26 protein-coding genes are annotated in these 20,173 nt (G+C 58.5%); 23 read left to right on the plus strand and 3 right to left on the minus strand.

Annotated elements, in window-relative coordinates; translation table 11 throughout:
• Positions 1 to 538, plus strand: a 538-nt coding sequence (locus Q1V60_RS02895) for a DUF4055 domain-containing protein (RefSeq protein ID WP_300627272.1), incomplete at its 5' end; no start/stop codon positions are given.
• Positions 513 to 1,601, plus strand: a complete 1,089-nt coding sequence (locus tag Q1V60_RS02900; protein WP_300627274.1) for a minor capsid protein — start codon at positions 513 to 515, stop codon at positions 1,599 to 1,601. The genes Q1V60_RS02895 and Q1V60_RS02900, both read left to right, overlap by 26 nt.
• A gap of 4 nt (positions 1,602 to 1,605) precedes the next feature.
• On the opposite strand, the gene Q1V60_RS02905 is transcribed toward Q1V60_RS02900, so the two are convergent.
• The gene (locus Q1V60_RS02905) at positions 1,606 to 2,139 is read right to left on the minus strand and encodes a hypothetical protein (protein WP_300627275.1); all 534 of its coding nucleotides are present in this window, start codon (positions 2,137 to 2,139) and stop codon (positions 1,606 to 1,608) included.
• A gap of 73 nt (positions 2,140 to 2,212) precedes the next feature.
• Here Q1V60_RS02905 and Q1V60_RS02910 point away from each other — a divergent pair, with 73 nt between their 5' ends.
• From Q1V60_RS02910 to Q1V60_RS02985, 16 genes are all read left to right on the plus strand, one after another.
• A complete protein-coding gene (locus Q1V60_RS02910; protein ID WP_300627277.1) occupies positions 2,213 to 2,941 on the plus strand; it encodes a hypothetical protein in 729 nt (242 codons plus the stop codon).
• A 12-nt stretch (positions 2,942 to 2,953) separates the two neighbouring features.
• Positions 2,954 to 3,916 carry a major capsid protein gene (locus Q1V60_RS02915; protein WP_065950825.1) on the plus strand — a complete coding sequence of 321 codons (963 nt, stop codon included), beginning with the start codon at positions 2,954 to 2,956 and terminating at the stop codon, positions 3,914 to 3,916.
• A 46-nt stretch (positions 3,917 to 3,962) separates the two neighbouring features.
• A complete protein-coding gene (locus tag Q1V60_RS02920; RefSeq protein WP_300627281.1) occupies positions 3,963 to 4,412 on the plus strand; it encodes a CTP synthase in 450 nt (149 codons plus the stop codon).
• Positions 4,413 to 4,415: 3 nt separating this feature from the next.
• Positions 4,416 to 4,916 carry a DnaT-like ssDNA-binding protein gene (locus Q1V60_RS02925; protein ID WP_300627283.1) on the plus strand — a complete coding sequence of 167 codons (501 nt, stop codon included), beginning with the start codon at positions 4,416 to 4,418 and terminating at the stop codon, positions 4,914 to 4,916.
• A 35-nt stretch (positions 4,917 to 4,951) separates the two neighbouring features.
• A complete protein-coding gene (locus Q1V60_RS02930; protein ID WP_300627284.1) occupies positions 4,952 to 5,173 on the plus strand; it encodes a hypothetical protein in 222 nt (73 codons plus the stop codon).
• 19 nt (positions 5,174 to 5,192) lie between these two features.
• Complete coding sequence (locus Q1V60_RS02935; protein WP_300627286.1) at positions 5,193 to 5,561, plus strand: hypothetical protein; 369 nt, start codon at positions 5,193 to 5,195, stop codon at positions 5,559 to 5,561.
• Positions 5,558 to 6,154: a hypothetical protein gene (locus Q1V60_RS02940; protein WP_300627287.1), complete on the plus strand. Its 597-nt coding sequence runs from the start codon at positions 5,558 to 5,560 to the stop codon at positions 6,152 to 6,154. The genes Q1V60_RS02935 and Q1V60_RS02940 overlap by 4 nt, the downstream gene beginning before the upstream one ends.
• The gene (locus Q1V60_RS02945; RefSeq protein ID WP_300627289.1) at positions 6,151 to 6,567 is read left to right on the plus strand and encodes a phage tail terminator-like protein; all 417 of its coding nucleotides are present in this window, start codon (positions 6,151 to 6,153) and stop codon (positions 6,565 to 6,567) included. The genes Q1V60_RS02940 and Q1V60_RS02945 overlap by 4 nt, the downstream gene beginning before the upstream one ends.
• 391 nt (positions 6,568 to 6,958) lie before the next feature.
• A complete protein-coding gene (locus tag Q1V60_RS02950; RefSeq protein WP_300627291.1) occupies positions 6,959 to 7,615 on the plus strand; it encodes a phage tail protein in 657 nt (218 codons plus the stop codon).
• A gap of 3 nt (positions 7,616 to 7,618) precedes the next feature.
• Positions 7,619 to 7,999, plus strand: coding sequence for a phage tail assembly chaperone (locus Q1V60_RS02955; protein ID WP_300627293.1), 381 nt, complete (start codon positions 7,619 to 7,621; stop codon positions 7,997 to 7,999).
• Between the two features lie 17 nt (positions 8,000 to 8,016).
• Positions 8,017 to 8,319: a DUF1799 domain-containing protein gene (locus Q1V60_RS02960; protein ID WP_300627295.1), complete on the plus strand. Its 303-nt coding sequence runs from the start codon at positions 8,017 to 8,019 to the stop codon at positions 8,317 to 8,319.
• A gap of 27 nt (positions 8,320 to 8,346) precedes the next feature.
• Positions 8,347 to 11,391 carry a phage tail tape measure protein gene (locus Q1V60_RS02965; RefSeq protein WP_300627297.1) on the plus strand — a complete coding sequence of 1,015 codons (3,045 nt, stop codon included), beginning with the start codon at positions 8,347 to 8,349 and terminating at the stop codon, positions 11,389 to 11,391.
• Positions 11,391 to 11,729, plus strand: coding sequence for a phage tail protein (locus Q1V60_RS02970; protein WP_300627299.1), 339 nt, complete (start codon positions 11,391 to 11,393; stop codon positions 11,727 to 11,729). The genes Q1V60_RS02965 and Q1V60_RS02970 overlap by 1 nt, the downstream gene beginning before the upstream one ends.
• Positions 11,730 to 11,740: 11 nt before the next feature.
• Positions 11,741 to 12,493: a phage minor tail protein L gene (locus Q1V60_RS02975; RefSeq protein WP_300627300.1), complete on the plus strand. Its 753-nt coding sequence runs from the start codon at positions 11,741 to 11,743 to the stop codon at positions 12,491 to 12,493.
• 295 nt (positions 12,494 to 12,788) lie between these two features.
• Entirely contained in the window at positions 12,789 to 13,373 is a 585-nt protein-coding gene (locus Q1V60_RS02980) for a hypothetical protein (RefSeq protein ID WP_300627302.1), read from the plus strand.
• Positions 13,374 to 13,412: 39 nt separating this feature from the next.
• Positions 13,413 to 14,177: a C40 family peptidase gene (locus tag Q1V60_RS02985; protein WP_300627304.1), complete on the plus strand. Its 765-nt coding sequence runs from the start codon at positions 13,413 to 13,415 to the stop codon at positions 14,175 to 14,177.
• Between the two features lie 101 nt (positions 14,178 to 14,278).
• Here Q1V60_RS02985 and Q1V60_RS02990 read toward each other — a convergent pair whose 3' ends face one another.
• Both Q1V60_RS02990 and Q1V60_RS02995 read right to left on the minus strand, forming a co-directional pair.
• Positions 14,279 to 14,515 carry a hypothetical protein gene (locus Q1V60_RS02990; protein ID WP_300627305.1) on the minus strand — a complete coding sequence of 79 codons (237 nt, stop codon included), beginning with the start codon at positions 14,513 to 14,515 and terminating at the stop codon, positions 14,279 to 14,281.
• A gap of 80 nt (positions 14,516 to 14,595) precedes the next feature.
• Entirely contained in the window at positions 14,596 to 14,856 is a 261-nt protein-coding gene (locus tag Q1V60_RS02995) for a protein L (protein WP_300627307.1), read from the minus strand.
• A 141-nt stretch (positions 14,857 to 14,997) separates the two neighbouring features.
• Here Q1V60_RS02995 and bamE point away from each other — a divergent pair, with 141 nt between their 5' ends.
• The 5 genes from bamE to Q1V60_RS03020 form a co-directional block, all read left to right on the plus strand.
• Positions 14,998 to 15,285, plus strand: coding sequence for an outer membrane protein assembly factor BamE (bamE, locus tag Q1V60_RS03000; protein ID WP_300627314.1), 288 nt, complete (start codon positions 14,998 to 15,000; stop codon positions 15,283 to 15,285).
• A gap of 143 nt (positions 15,286 to 15,428) precedes the next feature.
• Positions 15,429 to 15,944: a GNAT family N-acetyltransferase gene (locus tag Q1V60_RS03005; protein ID WP_300627315.1), complete on the plus strand. Its 516-nt coding sequence runs from the start codon at positions 15,429 to 15,431 to the stop codon at positions 15,942 to 15,944.
• A 104-nt stretch (positions 15,945 to 16,048) separates the two neighbouring features.
• Positions 16,049 to 16,399 (plus strand): hypothetical protein, encoded by a 351-nt coding sequence (locus Q1V60_RS03010; RefSeq protein WP_300627309.1) that lies wholly within the window; start codon positions 16,049 to 16,051, stop codon positions 16,397 to 16,399.
• 53 nt (positions 16,400 to 16,452) lie between these two features.
• Positions 16,453 to 17,034, plus strand: coding sequence for a tail assembly protein (locus Q1V60_RS03015; protein WP_300627310.1), 582 nt, complete (start codon positions 16,453 to 16,455; stop codon positions 17,032 to 17,034).
• Between the two features lie 59 nt (positions 17,035 to 17,093).
• A partial coding sequence (locus Q1V60_RS03020) for a host specificity protein J (protein ID WP_300627312.1) occupies positions 17,094 to 20,173 on the plus strand: 3,080 nt, incomplete at its 3' end.

Below are 20,173 nucleotides of genomic sequence, written 5' to 3' on the forward strand. Positions count from 1 at the left end.
TGTTGGCTCCAGAGCCCCGATGATGCTGCCCGTTGGTGGCGCATTCGGTTATGCGCAGCCCACGCCCAACACGCTGGTCAAGGAGGCCATGGCCGACAAAAACCAGATGATGATCGAACTGGGCGCTCGGATGGTAGTGGCTTCTCTTGCTACCAAGACCGCTACCGAGTCCCGTGGTGATCAATCGGCATCGACATCAGTCCTCGCCGGGTGCGTGGCGAACGTCAGCGAGGCCTACACCCGTGCGCTCATGTGGTGCTGCATTTACATGGGCATTGCCGACAACAAAGTCGGTTACCAGGTCAATCAGGAGTTCGTCGAACTCTCGGCTGATCCGCAGATGATCACGGCCTTGGTTGGCTTGTGGCAGAACGGCGGATTCGCCAAGGCCGACTTGCGGGCTTACCTGCGCAAGCTTGGGCTGATCGCACCAGAGCGCACGGACAAGCAGATCGACGGCGAGCTGGAAGAGCAGGGCGATGGCCTGGGGCTGGACGACGAGGACAAAGTAGATGGCAGCGAACCAGGCAGTACTTGACGCGACTATCCGGCACGCCGTCTTCCTCGAAAAACTAAAGGCAGGAGAGGTGGGCAAGTTCGCTCCCTTCCTTAAGGAGATTGACCGCTCGATCCGTGACAGGCTAACCCAGTCGGACCTCACTGAGTACAACGTCAAGCGCCTTGAAGCGTTGCTGAAGGAAGTGGATAGCCTGCTATTGGGCATCTTCGACCGCTACAGCACGCAACTGAACCTCGATCTGGTGGATATCGCCAACTACGAGGCCGAGTTCGAGGCGACCAGCCTTGCCAGGTCGGCGCCGGTTGGCGTTTCGCTGGATGCAGTCGCGCCGACGGCTGCTGCAATCCGCACCGCAGTGCTGACGAATCCGCTCAGTGTGCGCGGTACCGGTGGCGGCAAGCTGTTGAAAGCCTTCATCAAAGGCTGGACCGGCGCCGAACGTGAGCGCGTCACCGGCACCATCCGGCAGGGGTTCTTCGAAGGGCAGACGAACTTCCAGATCATCCGAAACATCCGCGGCACGAAGGCTGCCGGGTATAAAGACGGCATCCTGGCTACCACCAACCGCAATGCCAGTACTGTCGTGCACACCGCCATCCAGCATGTGTCTTCCCAGGCGCGGATGGAGGTGGCCAAGGCCAACACGGATATCGTCGAAGAGATCCAGATGGTGGCCACGCTGGACAGCAAGACCAGCCAGCAATGCCGCTCGATGGACAAGCGCAAGTTTCCGGTGGATTCAGGCCCAAGGCCGCCATTCCACCCGAACTGCCGCACCACCTTCATTCTCCTGACCAAGCTCAGCGCGATGTTCGCCAAAGGCGCTACGCGGGCTTCTGTTGGCGCCAATGGCGGCCAACAGGTCAATGCTGATCTGGATTACTACCACTGGCTCCAGCAGCAACCGGCATCGTTCCAGGATGTGGCTATCGGGCCTGTACGGGGCAAGCTGTTCCGCGAGGGCGGGTTGACCGTGGAGCGCTTCACTGAGCTGCAGCTTGATCGCAACTTCGCGCCGCTGACCCTGGTGCAGATGAGGGCATTAGAACCATTGGCGTTTGAGAGAGCTAACTTAAAGTAGGTCTTCATAATTTCGAGTGTTTGAACAATGCCTCGGTTGGATCTTCTGGAGGATCTTGGTAGTAAAGCCCCCCCAAAGGAATAGGACCTGCAGGCAGTGGCGAGTTTTTAAGGTGCTCTAAGAGTTCCGTGTACAGCGTGAATGAGGCTCTTTCAAATGGAGATAAGTTTATATTTTCGGAAAGCTCAAATACAGTTCCCGCAGTATTGCTTGTAACCAAATGGATGAACTTTTCTACTGCCATAGGAAGTGCCGTCGGATGTGGGGAATCCAGCACAGGCTGATCGTGTGCGACGATATTCCTTAGCTCTGTTAGTGCGTGAGAACACTCCCAAATCCATGCGGGGACATGGGGTAGGAGGTTTTGCATATTCGATGGTTTACGCAGATTTCTTTTAATTTTTTCATTTGTCGTGTCAACGAGTAGGTCTTCCGCTTTTTCAATAAGTTTGTGGGTTTTAATTATCTCCGAAGTTAAATCTCCGCCTTTAGTGAAGCGGCAGAATAGTAAGTGAGTGTGAAGATCTAAATCTTTCATTTTGCGTTCCTTGTTCTTGTATTCATTTAAAAATCAACTTCGGCCATATCAGGCCGTACTGGGAGTCTATCAAGTGCCTGAAGAAATCGAAATCGACCTGGAAAACCCGGCAATCAAGGCCGCTATCGCGACTGCCGTTGAAGCCTCCGTGACTGGGTTGAAGTCCAAAAACAATGAGCTGCTGGGCAAGCTGAAGGAAACCTCCGGCAAGCTGACCCAGTTTGAAACCCAATTCGAAGGCATCGACATTGATGCCGTGAAAGGTTTGCTCAGTCGGGCAGGACAAGACGAGGAAACCAAGCTGCTGACAGAGGGCAAGGTGGACGAAGTGTTCAACCGCCGCACCGAGCGCCTGCGCGGTGACTACGACAAGCAGCTGAAGACTATCACCGGCCGCGCCGAGAAGGCCGAAGCCTTCGCCGCGAAGTTCCAGGGCAAAGTCCTGGGTGACTCCGTGCGCGGCGCTGCTCTGAAGGCTGGCGCACTCCCCGAAGCAACCGACGACATCATCCTGCGCGCCAAAGGCGTGTTCACCCTGAACGAAGATGGCGATGCGGTCGCTGTTGATGAGTCCGGCCAGACCATCCTCGGCAAAGACGGCAAGACCCCTCTGACCCCGCTCGAATGGGCGGAATCCCTGCGCGAAAGCGCACCTCACCTGTGGCCAAGGGCTTCAGGGACACAAGCCCCGGGCGGGGGTGGCGGCCAGGCTGCATTCAAGCGCTCCGAAATGACCTCCGAGCAGAAGCGCGACTACCAGCGCAAGCACGGCCAAACCGCATATCTGCAATTGCCCAAGTAAGGGGAAACACCCATGGCGACAACCGTCAACAGCGACCTGATCATCTACAACGATGAGGCGCAAACCGCATACCTGGAACGTGTCCAGGACAACCTGGATGTATTCAATGCATCCTCCAACGGCGCCATTGTTCTCGATAACGAAATGATCGAAGGCGATTTCCGCAAGCGCGCTTTTTACAAACTCGGCGGCGGCCTGGATCACCGCGACGTCAACTCCGAAGCCAAAGTGGTTTCGAAGAAGATCGGCGCCGGCGAAGCTGTTGGTGTGAAGGCTCCGTGGAAATACGGCCCGTACCAGACCACCGAAGAAGCGTTCAAGCGCCGCGGCCGCCCTGTAGATGAATTCTCCCAAATCATCGGCGTTGACGTGGCCGACGCTACCCTGGAAGGCTTCATCCACTACGCCACCGCCGCACTGCGTGCCGCGATCGGTTCCAACGCTGGCATGGTGGTTTCGGCCAACATCGAGACCGACGGCAAGAAGACCCTGACCCGCGGCATGCGCAAATTTGGCGACAAGTTCGGCCGCATTGCCCTGTGGGTCATGCACTCGTCGGCCTATTTCGACATCGTCGACGAGGCGATCGCGAACAAGGTCTACGAGGAAGCCGGCGTAGTCATCTACGGCGGTCTGCCTGGCACGCTTGGCAAGCCAGTGCTGGTGACCGACACCGCACCGGCTGACGTGATTTTCGGCCTGCTGCCGAATGCCGTTGTGATCACCGAGTCGCAGGCGCCTGGCTTCCGGTCCTACGAGGTGAACGATGAAGAGAACCTCGGCATCGGCTACCGCGCAGAAGGCACCGTAAACATCGACGTGCTGGGCTACAGCTGGAAGGAAACCACTGGCGGTGCCAACCCAACCCTGGCCGCTGTTGGTTCGGCCGCCAACTGGGTCAAGCACTCGGACAGCAACAAGGTCACCGCCGGCGTGATGATTACCCTGACCACCACGCCGCCTGCCGCCGGCTGATACCCACCCCAAGACGCGGCCAGCAATGGCCGCCATGGAGAGAATCATGGAACTCGTTTATAGCAACCAACTGGCTGACTTCGACCCGAACAAGCGCTACCGCAATCCCGATCTGTTCCGCGCAGTTGAGCGTGGCGTGACCAAGGTCGTTATCGTGGGCGATTACCCTGAGATCAAAGCCGCCTACGATGCCGCCGAGATCGAGGTGGAAGTGCAGACCCGCAAAACTCCGGTGACGTCCGCCGCCGGCAAAGAAAAGACCGCGAAGGACAAGGTGGCCGCCGGCAAAGAAAAGACCGGTAAAAACGTGCTGACCGGTGGCACCAACGGGACCCTGAAGGATGGCACGAAGGATGAGCCGGTCTACATTCCGAAGCTGGAATCGAATGACCAGTGGATCATCATCACCCGCGACGGTGTACGATTCGGCGAGTTCGTCGGCACTGCCGATGAAGCGAAGGCCGAGGCTGACTGCCTGAACGAAGTCAAGGAGTAACCCATGCTCATCATCGAGGACGGCACCGGCAAGCCTGACGCCGAAAGCTACGCGAGCGCCGAGGACCTGGCCCTGTATGCCGTGAAGTTCGGCACGGTCATCCCTGCGGGCGCTCCCGAGCAGGAAGCGTTGCTTCGCCGCGCCGCCTTGGTGATGGATGGCATGACCTGGAAGGGTCGCAAGACCAGCGGCGAGCAGGCCTTGTCCTGGCCGCGCCGGGAAGTGCTGCTTGATCATGAGATCAAGCCGAACAACTACCTTCCGGCGCGGATCCAGTACGGCCAAATGGCGCTGGCTGCCGAGATCCATCAGGACGACATCGACCCAATGGATAAGCGCAAGGGTGCTGTGACACTTGAGCGCATCGAGGGTGCGGTCACTCGCGAGTACGCGACGATCTCCAACACCAGCAATCGGCTATTGCCTGCTGCACCAGACCGGCCGAGCGCAACGCAGTTTGCCGACTACCTACAAAAGCGCGGGCTGTTTGCAGTCCGCGCATAGTGTTAGCGTTAGAGCTCAATCATAGGAGCTCTATCATGGCTGATAAATACACCGACGAAGAACAGCAAGCGTGGGATCTCTATTTTTCCGCAGCGCTACCTCTTGCAAAAGCCGAGGGCGAAGCTACTGGTAGCAAAGTAGATGGTTCTTGGGCCGAGGTGCTTAAGCAGGCTGCGGGCATCGCTGACAGCATGGTTGAGGAGCGCAGGAAGCGGAAGCCGTTGCCTGAGTATCACATCGGTATGTTCAACGTTTAATTTCACATATGGAGCCACCATGGCCTTCTACGACGAAATGGCCGTGATGGCTCTGGATATGATCACAGAGTTCGGCCAGCCTGTGACCATCAGCAAGACGGAACCGGGCGAGTACGACCCGGAGCTGGGCGGCGAGGCGCCGGGCGCAACCGTCGAGCAAATCGCCCAGGGCATCCTGCTCGACTTCACCGGCCAAGAGTTCCAAAACAACAGCCTCATCAGGCAGGGCGACAAAAAACTCAAGATCGCCGCGCAGGGCTTGGCCTGGGTGCCTAGCCTGCTCGACAAGGTGGTCGCCCAAGGCCGTACCTGGTCAATCGTACCTCCTTTGAAAGAGATCAACCCCGCCGGCACACCGATCCTGTACGAGCTGCAGGTACGGTCGTGAGCCGCGCAGGCGCCGGACAATCCGGCAGCTTCGCCCTGAGCCTGGCCGAGTTCGCCGCCCAGACCAGCGAAGCCATCGACGCCAGCGTCCGCGAAATCATCATCGAAGTGGGCAGCAGCCTGATTCGCATGTCCCCTGTGGGTAACCCGGAGATCTGGGCGCAGAACGCAGTGGCGACGCAGTACAACAAGGCCGTCGACGATCACAACACCGCGCTGCGCAGTGATCCGGCCAACCTCACGAAGGGTGGCAGGCTAAAGAAGGGCCGCAAGCTCAATGACGGCATGGACATCAAGGCGCCCGAAGGCTACGTCGGCGGCCGGTTTCGTGCGAACTGGCACATCTCGCTCGGCGTGGTCGAGAACGTCACCATTGACGAGGTAGACCCGAGCGGCGCCGAAACCACTGCCGCGCTGGTCGCAGCAATGAGCGACTTCTCCACCGGCCAGATGGCCTACATCATCAACAACTTGCCCTACGCGATCCCGCTGGAGTTCGGCCATTCCACCCAGGCCCCCGGAGGCATGGTTCGGGTAACCGTGGCTCGCTTCCAGCAGATCGTGCTGGAGGCCATCAGGAACAACCAGGTATGAGTCACGCAATCATCGCTTCGATCTACGAGGCAAAGCTGATCGCCTGGAACGCTGCCAGGTCGGAAAGGCTCAAGATTGTTTTCGAGAACACGGCCTACACACCGGCGGAGGGCGAGACCTATCTGCGCGCCTTCACCATTCCAGGCGAAACCGCGAGCAACACGCTCGGCGGCGATCACCGTCTGTACACCGGCGTGTTTCAGGTCAGCATCATCGCGCCGGCGGGGAGCGGCAAGACCAAAACCAACCCGATTGTGGCCGAGTTGACGGCCCTGTTCCCGCTATACGCCAGGGACACTAAGGCTGCGCTCACCGCGGTAACCATGTCGCCAGTTGACCCTGGGCCAGGCATCAACGGCGATTCCAACTATACCGTCTCGGTCTCGTTCTTATATCGAGCCGACACTAACTGAGCGGCATCGCGCTAGAATCGATGCACGTATATGGGCAGGTAGGGGCGATACCATGGATGAAGTTACAAAGGCACGATTGCAGTGGCTGGATGAATCTGCCGACGATCACGGCTGGAACAACCGAGACGAGATTAGCGCCAGCGAAAGGTGCATCTGCACTGCCTGCGGGCAATGGTCTACGCCGAGTCAAATTAGGAAGTGGTATCTGGAAAAGCATGCCTGCTGCCCTTCCTGCGGCCTTACCGGCGTAGTTGTTGGTTCCAAGTCTGGGCTGCCGCTTGAGGCTTACGAAAACTGTCGTATTCCTGAGTAACTAAAAATTCGCCCATTGGGCAACTCCAAAGACCCGCCATCGAGCGGGTTTTTTCATATCTGCAAAGAGGAACTACCCATGGGCTACAAAATCCCGAACGGCGGCACTTTTCAGCACGCCGCCACGTACGCTGCGGCTCTGCCATTTTCCGCACTCAGCAATGCGAGCGAGGCGATCGCTACCGTTGTCGGCGGCACCATTTCTGCGGGCGATATCGTCCTGCTCAGCTCTGGCTGGAGCAAGTTGGACAGCAAGGTAGTGCGCGTGAAGGCTGCCACGGCAACGGCGATCACCCTGGAAGGCATCGATACCACCGATACGCAGATTTACCCGGCGGCAGGCGGCGTTGGCTCCATGCGCAAGATTCTGACCTGGATTCAGATTCCGCAAATCACCGATGTGGCCTTCTCGGGCGGCGACCAGAACTACCTGGACGTGGTGTTCCTCGAAAACGACCAGGGCAAGCAGATCCCGACCGACAAGGCTGCGGCCAGCATGACGCTGACCATTGCGGACGACCCATCCCAGGCGTTCAACGGCGTGCTGATGAAGGCTGACGCCGGCAAGCAGATCGAAGCCGCGCGCCTGAATCTCCCAGGCAACGACATGTTGCTGTATGGCACCTACACGTCGTTCTCCAAGCAGCCGGCCGTGTCCCGCAGCAACCTCCTGACCCGAACCGTCAGCCTGGCCCTGCAATCCGAGCCCACTCGCTACCTGACTGCGGTGGTGTAATTCATGGCAAAGATCCGTATCGCGCAGAACGCCACATTCACCGCGCCCGTGTTGATCCCGATCGTCGGAAGCACGCCCGAAAAAGTCGAGTTCACCTTCAAGTACCGCGATCGCGCCGAGCTTGCCGCTCTGTTCGATGAATGGAACGAAAAGCGTAAGAAGGCACAGGCCGCATTGGGTGATAAGCCGTCTTGGTCGGAAATTGTGGCCGTGGATACCGCGCAGCAAACCCAGCAGATCAAAGATCTTGTGGTCGGCTGGGGCTTCGATGACGAATACAGCGACGACAACATCGTCGCATTCGTGAAGTCCTGCCAGGGTGCCGCCGAGGCTGTCGTGAGGGCTCATGAAGGAGCATACAGCCAGGCCCGACTGGGAAACTGACAGACGCCGCCCGAGCCATGTATTCCCCGAGCGTGCCTGATGCGGTTATTGGCATGTTCGGCCTTGCCCCTGGCGATCTGGTTGAAGAGGTGGAGGTCTGGCCATGCAACTGGCCGGCATTCCTCCTTTTCAACCGCATGTCCACCCAGTGGCGAGCAGGCGCCGGCGGCGCGATCGGTCTCGACTACAGCTGCATCCGCGACGTGGCCGAGTTCCTCGGCATCAAGAAAAAGAAACTTGCTGAAATCTTCCCAGACCTCCAGGTGCTGGAAGGCGAGGCCCTGCGCGTCATGGCGGAGGAGAGGGAAAACAGCCCGTAACCGCGGGCACTTATTCAAGGTGAGTCGATGAACATTGCAGAACTCGGCGTCAAGATCGACTCGGCCGATGCAATCCAGGCTAAAACTAGCCTGGATGAGATGGCGAAGGCCGGCGGCCGGGCCGAGCAGTCCGCCGTTTCGCTGATGAACGAAATGCAGGCGCTGGAGAAGTCGCTGTCCACCAGCGCCAAAACCACCCAGGGCCTGGCAAAGCAGCGTGATGCCCTCGCCAAGCTGACCAAGACCGGCGCCTATGGCGAGGCTGAGGCGGCGAAGATATCGGCTCAGCTCGATAAGCAGCAGATCGCCCTGGCCAAGTCTGCAATGGATGAACAGAAGGCGCTGAACAGCCTGCTGGGGGCGATTGACCCGGCCCGCGCAGCGCTGGCAAAGCTGGACAACCAGGTCGAAAAACTTGGTAAGCACCTCGACGAGGGCCGGATCAGCCAGGACCAGTACAACAGCGCTCTGAGCAAGATCGACAAGGATTACGGAAAGCTCGAAAAGACAGCCACCGGCTTCGACAAGCTGCGCCTCGGCACCCGCCAAGCCCAGGAAAACGTTGTTCAGCTCGGTAACGCGCTGTCGTCGGGTGACTGGGGTAGCGGCGTTCGCGCTGTGGCTCAATTGGGAGCGGGTGCTGGTGCGGGTGCTGCCGGATTGCTGGCTATCCTGGCGCCGTTGGCACTGGCCACCGCTGCTGTGGGCGGCCTGGCCGTTGCCTACTACAAGGGGAGCGAAGAGCAGGACCGCTACAACAAATCGCTGATCCTGACCGGTAACTACGCCGGGGTCAGCGCCGGACAGCTGGGCGACATGGCGCGGCAGGTGAGCGCGACCGTGGGCTCGACCGGCCAAGCTGCTGCAGTTCTGGCCTTGCTGGCGGACAATGGCAGGATCGCCGGCGAGAGCTTTACCGGAATCACCCAGGCCGCAGTGTCGATGCAGGAAGCCACGGGCAAGGCAGTAAGCGAGACGGTTGCGGAGTTCGTGAAGCTCGCCGATGACCCGGTTAAAGCCTCGGCAGCGCTGAACGAGCAGTACCACTACCTCACCGCCTCGGTCTACTCGCAAATTGCCGCGCTGGAAGAGCAGGGCGATCACGCCGGTGCCGTGAAGCTCGCGACAGAATCCTACGCCGACGCGATTAACGAGCGCACGCCGAAGATTCTGGAGAACCTGAGTTTCTGGGAGAAAGGCTACAACGCTGTCGCCAACGCGGCGGACTATCTAAAGAATGTTGGTCGTCCAGATATCGGTGCTGATATTGACTTGGCGCGCCAATATCTTGCAGCCGCCCAGGCTGGCAATGTCGGAATCTTCCAAAACCAGAAGGAGATGGTTGAGCTCTATACCAATCACCTGAACATGCTGGAGGATCAGCGCGACGCTGAAGCTGACATTGCCAAGCAAGAGGGTGAGCGCGCTAAGGCGCAACAGTCCGCGATCACTTCGATGCAGAAGGTGGACGCACTCACCAAGTCGTCGCTGACCAACGAACAGAAACGCGCCGAAGCCCTGAAGGATTACAAGCAGCAGCTCGACGACATCCGCAAGGTAGCGCCGAACGATCCGCGCTTGGCCCAGGCGACGATCGATAAAAACATCTCCAACATCAACGACAAGTTCAAGGATCCGAAAGCCGCTGGCAACCAGGTCGACCTGACCAGCTTCAACAACGCCAAAAACGACCTGGCGGCGATCACCGACACCTATAAGAACTACCAGAAGGAGCTGGAAGCCGCGCAGAAAGCTGGTCTGCTTTCCGAGGAAGACTACCTGCTTCGCCGCCAGGCCCTGATCGGTAACGAGCTTGACCAGGTGACGGCAGCCTACGAGGCCGAGATCTCCGCCCTGGAGGCATCCAAGGCCAAGAAGGGCACCTCGGCCGCGCAAAGCATCCAGATCGATCAGAAGATCGCCGATGCGCGCGCGGGCATGGTCAAGGCGCAGAAGGACGCTGACAGCCAGCTTGAGGTTTTGGCGACCAACGAAACAGGGCGACTCGCCAAGCAGGAGCGTGCGATCAGTTCCTACGTGCAGGCATTGGGGCAGCAACAGCGAGCCCTGGAGCTTGCAGGGCAGCGCGCCGTGTTGGGTGTGGGTCAGGGTGACCGCCAGAACGCATTGAGTGGTCAGCTGAACAGCCAGCAAGACCGGTTTGCTCAGCAGTCGCTAGAGCTGGAAAACCAGCGCTCCGACCCGTCGCGGAACATGTCGGAGGAAGAGTTTAAGCGGAAGTCGCAGGCTCTCGCTGACGCGAACAAGGCCGCCACTGACCAAATCCGGCAGAACTACGCTGATGTGGAGAACGCCCAAGGCGATTGGACGAAGGGCGCAACGGCTGCCTGGGAAAACTACCTGGACTCGGCAAAGGACATCGCCGGTCAGACCAAGAGCCTGTTCGGCAACGCTTTCAGCTCCATGGAGGATTCGATCGTCAACTTCGCCATGACCGGTAAAGCGTCGTTCTCGGACTTCGCCAAATCAATCTTGGCTGACATGGCGCGCATCGCAACCCGTCAAGCGGCATCGGGACTGCTCGGCTCTCTCGTGGGCCTTGGCGTTTCGGCAGCAGGCGCGTATTTCGGCGGAGGCGCGACACCAGCATCGGCTGGCTCAACCGCTGCAGGCTACAGCCCTGAAGTGCTGGCGGGCTGGTCTGGAGTCACCCAGGCCAAAGGTGGTGCATGGGCGAGCGGCGTCCAGATGTTCGCCGACGGCGGTGCCTTCACCAACTCGATCGTCAGCAAGCCCACTGCGTTCGGCATGGCCAACGGCAAGACCGGCGTAATGGGCGAGGCGGGGGAAGAGGCGATTATGCCTCTGACCCGTACATCGAGCGGCAAGCTTGGCGTTATGGCTATGGGCGGCGGCGGGGCGGGTGCGACTCAGATCAATGTCGAAGTCCACATCGACGGTGACGGTAACGCTTCGTCTACTGCTGACGCGCCAGGTTATGACCTGTTCGGCAAAGAGTTGGCGACCTTCGTAGAACAGAAATATCAAGAGCTGCGCTCGAAGGACATGCGCCAGGGCGGCGTCATCAACAAAGCAATCAAGGGGCGCTGATGGCAATCGAACGATTCACCTGGGCAACGGAGAAGGGCGCGGAGGGCGATATCGCCCAGCGCGTTCGCTCCAAACAGTTCGGTGATGGCTACGAGCAGTCGGTCGAGGATGGCCTGAACAATCGATCGCAGTCCTGGCCGGTGACCTTTACCGGTCTGAAACCGCGAATCAAGGAAATCATGGCCTTCATCGACCGGCACAAAGGGGCGAAGGGCTTCCTGTGGGAGCCGCCACTTGGCGAGCTTGGCCTCTACAAGTGCAACGGCTACAAGCCCGTGCACCGTGGCGGCCAGGTCTACGCTATCACCGCCACCTTCCAGCAAACCTTCCACCCCTGAGATAACCACCCATGGCACTGATCACGGACATCCAGAAACTGGAGCCCGGCGGCGAAATTCGCCTGTTCGAAATTGATGGGACCGAGTACGGCGCGGATTACTTGCGCTTCCACGGCCACGCAATCCCGCACACGGCTGAGGAACTGCTGGCCTACGAGCATTCTGAGGACGACTTGCCGGCCAAGTCGATTATCTGGCAGGGGGAGGAGTACGCAGCGTGGCCTGTGCGAATTGAAGGGATATCCTCGAGCAGCGACGGTACAGCTTCCCGGCCAACGTTCGCCGCCGGCAACGTCAACGGGCGTGTCACGGCGTTGTGCCTGGCCTTCGAGGACATGCTGAAGTTCAAGCTGACGGTTCGCGAGACCCTGGCCCAGTACCTGGATGCTTCCAACTTCCCCGATGGCAACCCAACTGCTGACCCGACACAGGAAGCGCTGGAAATTTGGTACATCGACCAAAAAACCAGCGAGGACGGCGAGGCTGTGGTCTGGGAGCTGTCTTCACCGGGCGAGATCGACAACCACGGGCTGCCCGGCCGGCAAATGACGACGTTCTGCCACTGGGCCATGACCAATGGTTACCGGGGGCCGGACTGCGGATACACCGGAGCGGCGATGTTCGATGACGAGGACAACCCCACAGATGACCCGGCCCTGGACCAGTGCAAGGGCTGCCTATCGTCCTGCAAGTTGCGGTTCGGCGAGAACGAGGAGCTTAGTTTCGGTGGATTTCCGGCTGTGAATTTGATCAGCAGGAGCTGATACAATGCGGTGTGCAGCTAGGGTCGCTCCCGAAAAGCCAATACCTAACTGGCCTGCTGCGCTCCTCCTGTTAGGTTTCATACTGTAGGGGTGTGAATTGAAAACCAAGTATCCACTCAACCTTATCGGTTGCCGATTTGGTCGCTTAACAGTCGTAAGTAAAGAGATAAATGACCGACCATACAGAACAACTATCTGGGGATGCCTGTGTGATTGCGGGGCGAGCAGGAAGATACTTCGCAGTTCGCTCATAAGTGGCGCAACCGTTTCTTGCGGCTGCTACAACAAGCAGCGAGTGGTTGAAGCTCTTACCACCCACGGCCTGCACAAGCACTCGGCCTATGGAACATGGAAGGCGATGATCGATCGCTGCTACAACCCCGATTCCAAAGACTACAAAGATTACGGAGGTCGAGGCATTCGGGTGTGTAAAGAGTGGCGAGACATTGCGGGATTCGTTGCCGGAATGGGAGCGAAGGAGAAAGGCCAGAGCATCGACCGGCTTGATGAGAATGGCGATTACGAGCCAGGAAACTGCCGATGGACTGACGCCCTAGGTCAGGGCGAGCATAAGCGGAACAACGCCATTATCACGCGCCAGGGTACTCAAAAGCATATCGCTAGCGTTTGGCGCGAGGCTGGCATTAAAGAGTCGACTTTCTACAATCGGCTCGATGCCGGGATGACTCCTGATGAGGCCGCCTCAAAGCCCGTGCGCAAACACAATGCGACGCTTCTGATTGATGACGAAGAGAGGACGGTCGTTGAATGGGCGAAAATAGCCGGAGTTAGCCAGTCGACCATGCGCAACAGAGTGAGGGCCGGAATTATCGGGCGAGCGCTGCTTAGGCCTCCGCAGTCCGGGAAAATCTTTGCTTAACCAAGGGCGCTTCGGCGCCCTTTTTAGTGGGCGCGAATAATGCGAAAACACATCATCACCACCATCCAGGCACATGCGGCGGCCGAGTACCCGAAAGAGTGCTGCGGTCTGCTACTCGCCGTCGGCCGGGCGCAGAAGTATTTCCCTTGCCGAAACATCGCCACGGAGCCGAACGAAGAGTTTCGGCTTGATCCCGAGGACTATGCTGCGGCGGAAGACTTGGGCGAAGTGATCGGCATCGTTCACTCGCACCCGGACGCCACCAGCAGGCCGTCACCGCATGATTTGGCCATGTGCGAGGCAACGGCGCTGCCCTGGCATATTCTGTCCTGGCCCGAGGGCGACATGCGCACGATTACGCCAACGGGCAGCACGCCGCTGCTCAAGCGCCCGTTCGTGCATGGAGCATGGGATTGCTGGCAGGTCTGCGCTGATTGGTATGCCCGGGAGTGGGGCCTGGAATTTGAAGCCTTCCAGCGCACCGACGGCTGGTGGGAGAGTGCGGAGAACGCGAGCCTGTACGAGCAACATTACGACGCGGCTGGCTTTGTGCGAGTCGACCGGCCGCAGCGCGGCGATCTGATCGTTATGCATGTGGGCCGGACAGTTCACCCGAACCACGCTGGGATTTACCTCGGCACAGATCCGGCATTGCCTGGTGAAGATTCGGGCGCTTTCGGCCCCGGCCCGTTCCTGCTGCACCACCTTTACGGAAGGCCGTCGGAGATCATCGTCTACGGAGGCCCCTGGCACGACCGAACACGCCTGATCCTCAGGCACAAAGGCGCAAAACAACCAACATGACGCGGCATGGCCGCAGGAGAGAAAGATGAAACAGAAGCCAGGGGCGCACGACCAGCCAGCGCCCAAGACTTTTCAGCAATGGAGCGAAGAGTTCAGTTCGCTTATTTTGGGGAGTCGTTTAGGTGAAGTCCTACAATCAGGGATTGCAGCGCAATGTGATGCTCAGAAGATCCGTCAACCAGACCTTTATCAGCAGGCATAGAGCTCATAACAGCTTCTGCTGCATCCTTAATCATTTGTCTTTTTGTGGGGTCAATTGCAGCGATTGCAGTTGCTAGAACCTGAATTGCTGCACATACACCCAATTGAAAAGGGCTAACCACTGGTTTCTCACTCACATTGACCTCCAGGTCATAAACGCGCCGATATTGGCGCTATCCCAGTCCTTGGGCTTGCAGGCGTAGGACTGGGGAATCCTTTAGCCTTTCGTTTGAGCTTCGACGATCAAACGCCATTGGACTTTGCTGGCGAAAACGCCAGGGTGTTGGTGCGTATTCTGAGGGGGAAATGGATCGCCTTTGTTTGAAGTAATCTCGTCACCACAGCCCTCACACCGATATATGCCGGAAACGAGCACCTTCTCACCCGGGCCGAACAACGGATTCCAAGGTGCGCTACCGAGCAAGGTGGGTGTTGTTTTCTCGAGGTACTGCAATGATTCCTCTGTGAAGAGCGCCATAGTGATTCCTTTCTGTGGAGGGGCAAGAGAGGCACAACGCTACTACGCTAAGCATCTGCTCGGTTACTGGAATTCCATCCACGCTGGATGCCCGGCCAGGTCCGGGTTACAGTCGGCAGTTCAATGGACAAGGGGGTGGTCATGCGGATATCAAGGTTTTTCGCTGTAGTCGCTCTGGTGCTGGCTCTCTCAGGATGTGCCGGAACAAGTTTTTCCTATGATGACGCCAGAAAGGTGGAAGTTGGGATGACTGAGGAGCAGGTAACCCAGATCATGGGGCCACCGTACTCAGTGGTTTCCCGTGCCGATGGGCAAATGTGGATATGGAGCCACGCGAACGGAATGACGGGCGCGAGCAAAGTGATTTCGTTCCGCCTAGTGGATGGTAAGGTCGTTGAGGTACCAACCATTCCGACCAGCTTCAAATAGCCATTAATAGAGGTACGACATGCGGATTCTGATAGCGGTGGGCTGTCACGATGATTTCGCCGCCTGAAGGCCGCTCTGGTGTATATGTGATGCAGTGGATGATTAAACTGCAGAGATTTTGGTCGGTATTGGAGAGTTTCAGCATGACGGACCACCTCATCTATAGAGTGCCGCAAGCCTCTGACGCACAGCGCCTTTTCACTATTTATAGCGATCCAAAAACCAATCTTTTCAACCCGGCAGGTCCAATGAAGGATCTTGTCGAAGCGCAGTGTTTACTGAATCGCTGGATCGAGCATTGGGACAAGCACCTATACGGTGCCTGGGCTATTGCAAGGAGTGATGCGCCGGCGCACGTCATAGGGTTTGGTGGAATTTCCACCCACGATTACTTGGCTGAGCAGCGCGTCAACCTGGGTTATCGCTTCGCTGTCGAGGCTTGGGGTCAAGGCTATGCGACTCAGCTAGGAAAAGATGCGTTGAAATATGCATTTGAAAAGCTTTGTTTGCCCGAAGTTTACGGTCTAGTCAGGCCTGATCATATTGCTTCTGTCCGGGTGCTAGAGAAGATCGGCATGCAACCCTTTGGGCAGTTGGATGATGTCCCTGGTAAAGCGCCAAGCTTGGTGTTTAAGGCACTGCGAGGCAAGCCAGCCTAATCCTGAGGGAATCCATAGCTATCGTCACCGAAGGCACCGCGTTGGGCTTTTTGCATCTGTCACCTCGGTGCTACAGTCCCTCCATACATCAACGAGGGAACGACATGAAATTATTCGTAGGGGCGCTGGCCTTGGTTGTGCTGTCAGGATGTTCAACGCCATCAGACTTGATGGCAGGGAAGCCTGTCACGACGCAATTTACAACGAAGGATCCGCGCGCGGTCGCGTTATGCGTATATCCAGCCTGGCAGGACTACCGGTCCAATGCTGTGATGAACGAAACCACAACTGGGTATCGCATCGTTGCTGGATCTGATTCTGGACAGACGGACGACGTTTTGGATATCGAGCGCGGGAGCCAGGGTAAGGGCAGCATCGTGAAACATTATCAGCGAGCCGCATGGTCGCAAATTGGGCGCGGTGGGCTTCTGCCGGCCCTAAATAGATGTATTTGAGTTCAACTTAAAAAAGCCGCCTCCGGGCGGTTTTTTTATTCCCGGAGAAAGCCATGTCAGCATTAGCAATCAACTATCAACCAATGACAACAATTTTGCTTTACGGCCAGCTACGCCAATTCGGCAGATCATTTCGACTATCCGTTCGATCGCCAGCTGAAGCGATCAAAGCGCTATGTGTTCAGATACCAGGGTTTGAACGGTTCATCTCAAACGCCAAATCGCGCGGGATAGAGTTCGCTGTTTTCCGGGGAAAGACGGCTCTTGGCGAGAAGGAGGTAGCGTTTTCAGGCGCTGGTGACATTCGAATCGCCCCGATTATTACCGGCAGCAAGCGAGCCGGTCTTATTCAGACCATCATCGGTGCGGTGTTGATTGCTGTGTCGTTCATCCCCGGGTTTCAAGTGCTTGCCGCGCCGGGGATTGCGCTGGCGGCCGGCGGCGTAATCCAGATGTTGAGCCCTCAAGCCACGGGCCTTAAGACCAGCGCCGCGCCCGAGAACACCCCCGGCTACGCCTTCGGCAGTGCCAAGAACACCACGGCGTCGGGTAATCCGGTGCCGCTCTGCATCGGCGAGCGGCGCTGGGGAGGCGCGATCATCAGCGCCTCCATCTACGCCGAAGATCAGATGTAGTTAATTCCCGCAGCAACGCAGCCGCCCATGAGGCGGTTTTTTATTGCCTGGAGAAAAGCATGGGCGCAGCACGCAAGATTGACATCCACGGCGCCAAGGGCGGCGAAGACAAGCCAAAAACGCCGACGGAAGCTCCGGACAGTCTTCGCTCTGTCGCCATTGCCAAGATGCTCATCGCCATTGGAGAGGGCGAGTTCGAGGGTACGCCGACTGCGCGCGATATCTACCTCGACAACACGCCTCTCCAGGATCCCCAGGGCAACATGAACTTCCCGAATGTGAAATGGGAGTGGCGCACCGGGGCGGTGGACCAGACCTATATCCAGGGTATTCCGTCGGTTGAGAGCGAAACCACGATCGGTACCGAGCTGCGCAGTGGAACGCCGTGGGTTCGAGCTATCAGCAACACTCAGCTTTCCGCTGTGCGTGTGCGCTTTTCTTGGCCAGCAATTCAATCCGTTGATGCCGGCGGCAACATTAATGGCTACCGGATCGAATACAAGGTTGAGCTGGCCACCGATGGTGGCGCCTATCAGCAGGTGCTTAGCGAGGCTGTCGACGGGAAGAAAGCCAGTCTTTATGAGCGCACACGCCGAATTGATCTTCCAAAGGCGACCACTGGCTGGCTGATTAAAATCACACGCCTGACCGTAAACCAGAACAACAACAAAATATCCGACACTATGCAGATCGCCGGTTTCACCGAGGTGATCGACGCCAAGATTCGATACCCGAACACCGCGCTGTTGTACATCGAGTTTTCTGCCGAGCAGTTCCGTAGCATTCCCGCCGTGACCGTGAGCTGCAAGGCTCGCAAGTGGCAGGTGCCCAGCAATTATGATCCAGTGTCGCGTACGTACAGCGGAATTTGGGACGGAACGCTAAAAGAGGCTTACACCAACAACCCCGTCTGGGCTACGTATGGGATCACCCTGAGCGACCGCTTCGGCCTGGGTCGTCGCATCAAGCCGTGGATGGTGGACAAGTGGGAGCTGTACCGCATCTCGCAGTACTGCGACCAGTTGGTGCCGGACGGGAAGGGGGGGCAGGAGCCGCGCTTCATCTGCAACCTGAACCTGCAAAGCAAGGCTGACGCCTGGTCGCTGCTTCAGGATATTTCGACCATCTACCGTGGCATGACCTACTGGGCTCAGGGCCAGGTGTTCACGCTGGCGGATATGCCGCGCGCGGCCGACTTCGACTTTGCCTACACCCGGGCAAACGTCATTGATGGCAAATTCACCTACTCCAGCGCGTCGGAGCGCACCCGGTACACCCGGGCGCTGATCAGCTACGACAACCCGCTGAACAACTACGACACTGACGTCACTGCGGTGACCGACCAGAAGCTGCAGCGGCGCTACGGCGACAACCCACTGGAGATCAGTGCCATCGGCTGTACCCGCGAATCCGAGGCCCAGCGCCGCGGCAAGTGGGCGTTGCTCACCAACTCCAAGGATCGGGCCGTCACCTTCAAGGTAGGCTTGGACGGGCGCATTCCGCTGCCTGGCTACGTGGTCCCGATCGCTGACGAGCTCCTGGCCGGTCGGCCGGTGGGCGGGCGCATCTCGGCAGTGAACGGCAAAGTCATCACTTTGGACCGCGACACTCAGGCCAAGCCCGGCGACCGGTTGATACTCAATCTGCCTGACGGCAAGTGCGAGGGCCGCACGGTTCAGCTTGTCAGCGGCCGGCAGGTCACCGTGACCGTCGCCTATTCCGTGCCGCCTGAGGGCGAGCTGGTGTGGGCGCTTGATGCTGACGACCTGGCCATTCCGCTCTACCGCGTGGTGAGCGTGGCCCGGCCAGAGCCAGGCGTGTTTGAGATATCGGCAGTTCAGTACGATCCGAGCAAGTTTGCTCACATCGACACCGGCGCGCGTCTGGAAGAGCGCCCGATCAGCGTGATTCCGATCACGGTGGTACCGGCACCGGCCAGCGTCACGCTGACATCGAGCTACTCGGTGAATCAGGGTATCGCCATCAGCACCATGAACATCTCGTGGCCGGCCGTCACCGGCGCCGTCGCATACGACGTGGAGTGGCGCAAGGACAACGGGAACTGGATCAAGGTGCAGCGCACCGGCTCCGCGAGCGTCGACGTCACCGGAATCTACTCTGGCGCCTACTTGGCCAGGGTGCGCGCGGTGAGTGCCTTCGACATTTCGTCGGCTTGGAAAAACTCGATCCTGACGAATCTGCAAGGAAAAACCGGCTTGCCGCCGGCGGTGTCGTTCCTGACCACCAAAAGCGAACTGTTCGGTATCAGCATCAAGTGGGGATTCCCCGCTGGCGCCGAGGACACCCAGCGCACGGAGCTTTGGTATGGGCCGGCGAACAACCTGGCGGCAGCGACCAAGCTTGCCGACCTGGCATATCCGCAGGCCGATTACCGTATGCAGTCCCTGCTGGCGGGTTCAACGCTGTTCTTCTGGGCGCGCTTGGTTGACCGTACTGGCAACATCGGTCCGTTCTACCCGGTGGTTAATGGGGTGATGGGCCAGTCCAGCTCGGATGCTGGGGCGATCCTTACGCAAATCAAAGGGCAGATCGACGAAACCTCGCTGGGGCAATTGCTCAACGCGCGAATCAACCTCATCGACGGCAACGGACCTGGATCTGTAAATGGGCGCATCGCCGCGACCAAGCAAGAACTGGAGGCGTTGATTGGCCAGGTTGTTGACGCTTTGGAGTACGACCCGGCGAGGGCTTACGCCCAAGGCGAGATAGTCCGCCTGTGGCAGCGTCTATACCAGGCGAATACATCGGTGCCGTCGAATAACCCGCCGCCGAACGCAACCTACTGGACCGACATCGGAACAGTGGTGCAGACGGTCAACGCGCTGGTCACCCAGGTTCAACAGAACTCTGCGACGATCAATCAACACGGCCAGGACATCACTGCCCAGGCGCAGCAGTTGAGCGCGGTGAAGGCCACGGTGAACGATCCTGTCACCGGCGTAACTGCCACGGCCACCGGGCTGAGCACCCTCAAGGCATCGGTGACAACGCTCGACGGCAAGGTCACCACCACGGCGCAGCGGGTCGATGGCATTTACTTGCAGGTCAATCCACCGCTGCAGGGTGATGACACTGCGCTGATCGGTTCGGACGAGAGCTACGTTGGAGTCTGGTCCGT

The organism is Pseudomonas sp., assembly GCF_030147005.1.
Classification (GTDB): domain Bacteria; phylum Pseudomonadota; class Gammaproteobacteria; order Pseudomonadales; family Pseudomonadaceae; genus Aquipseudomonas.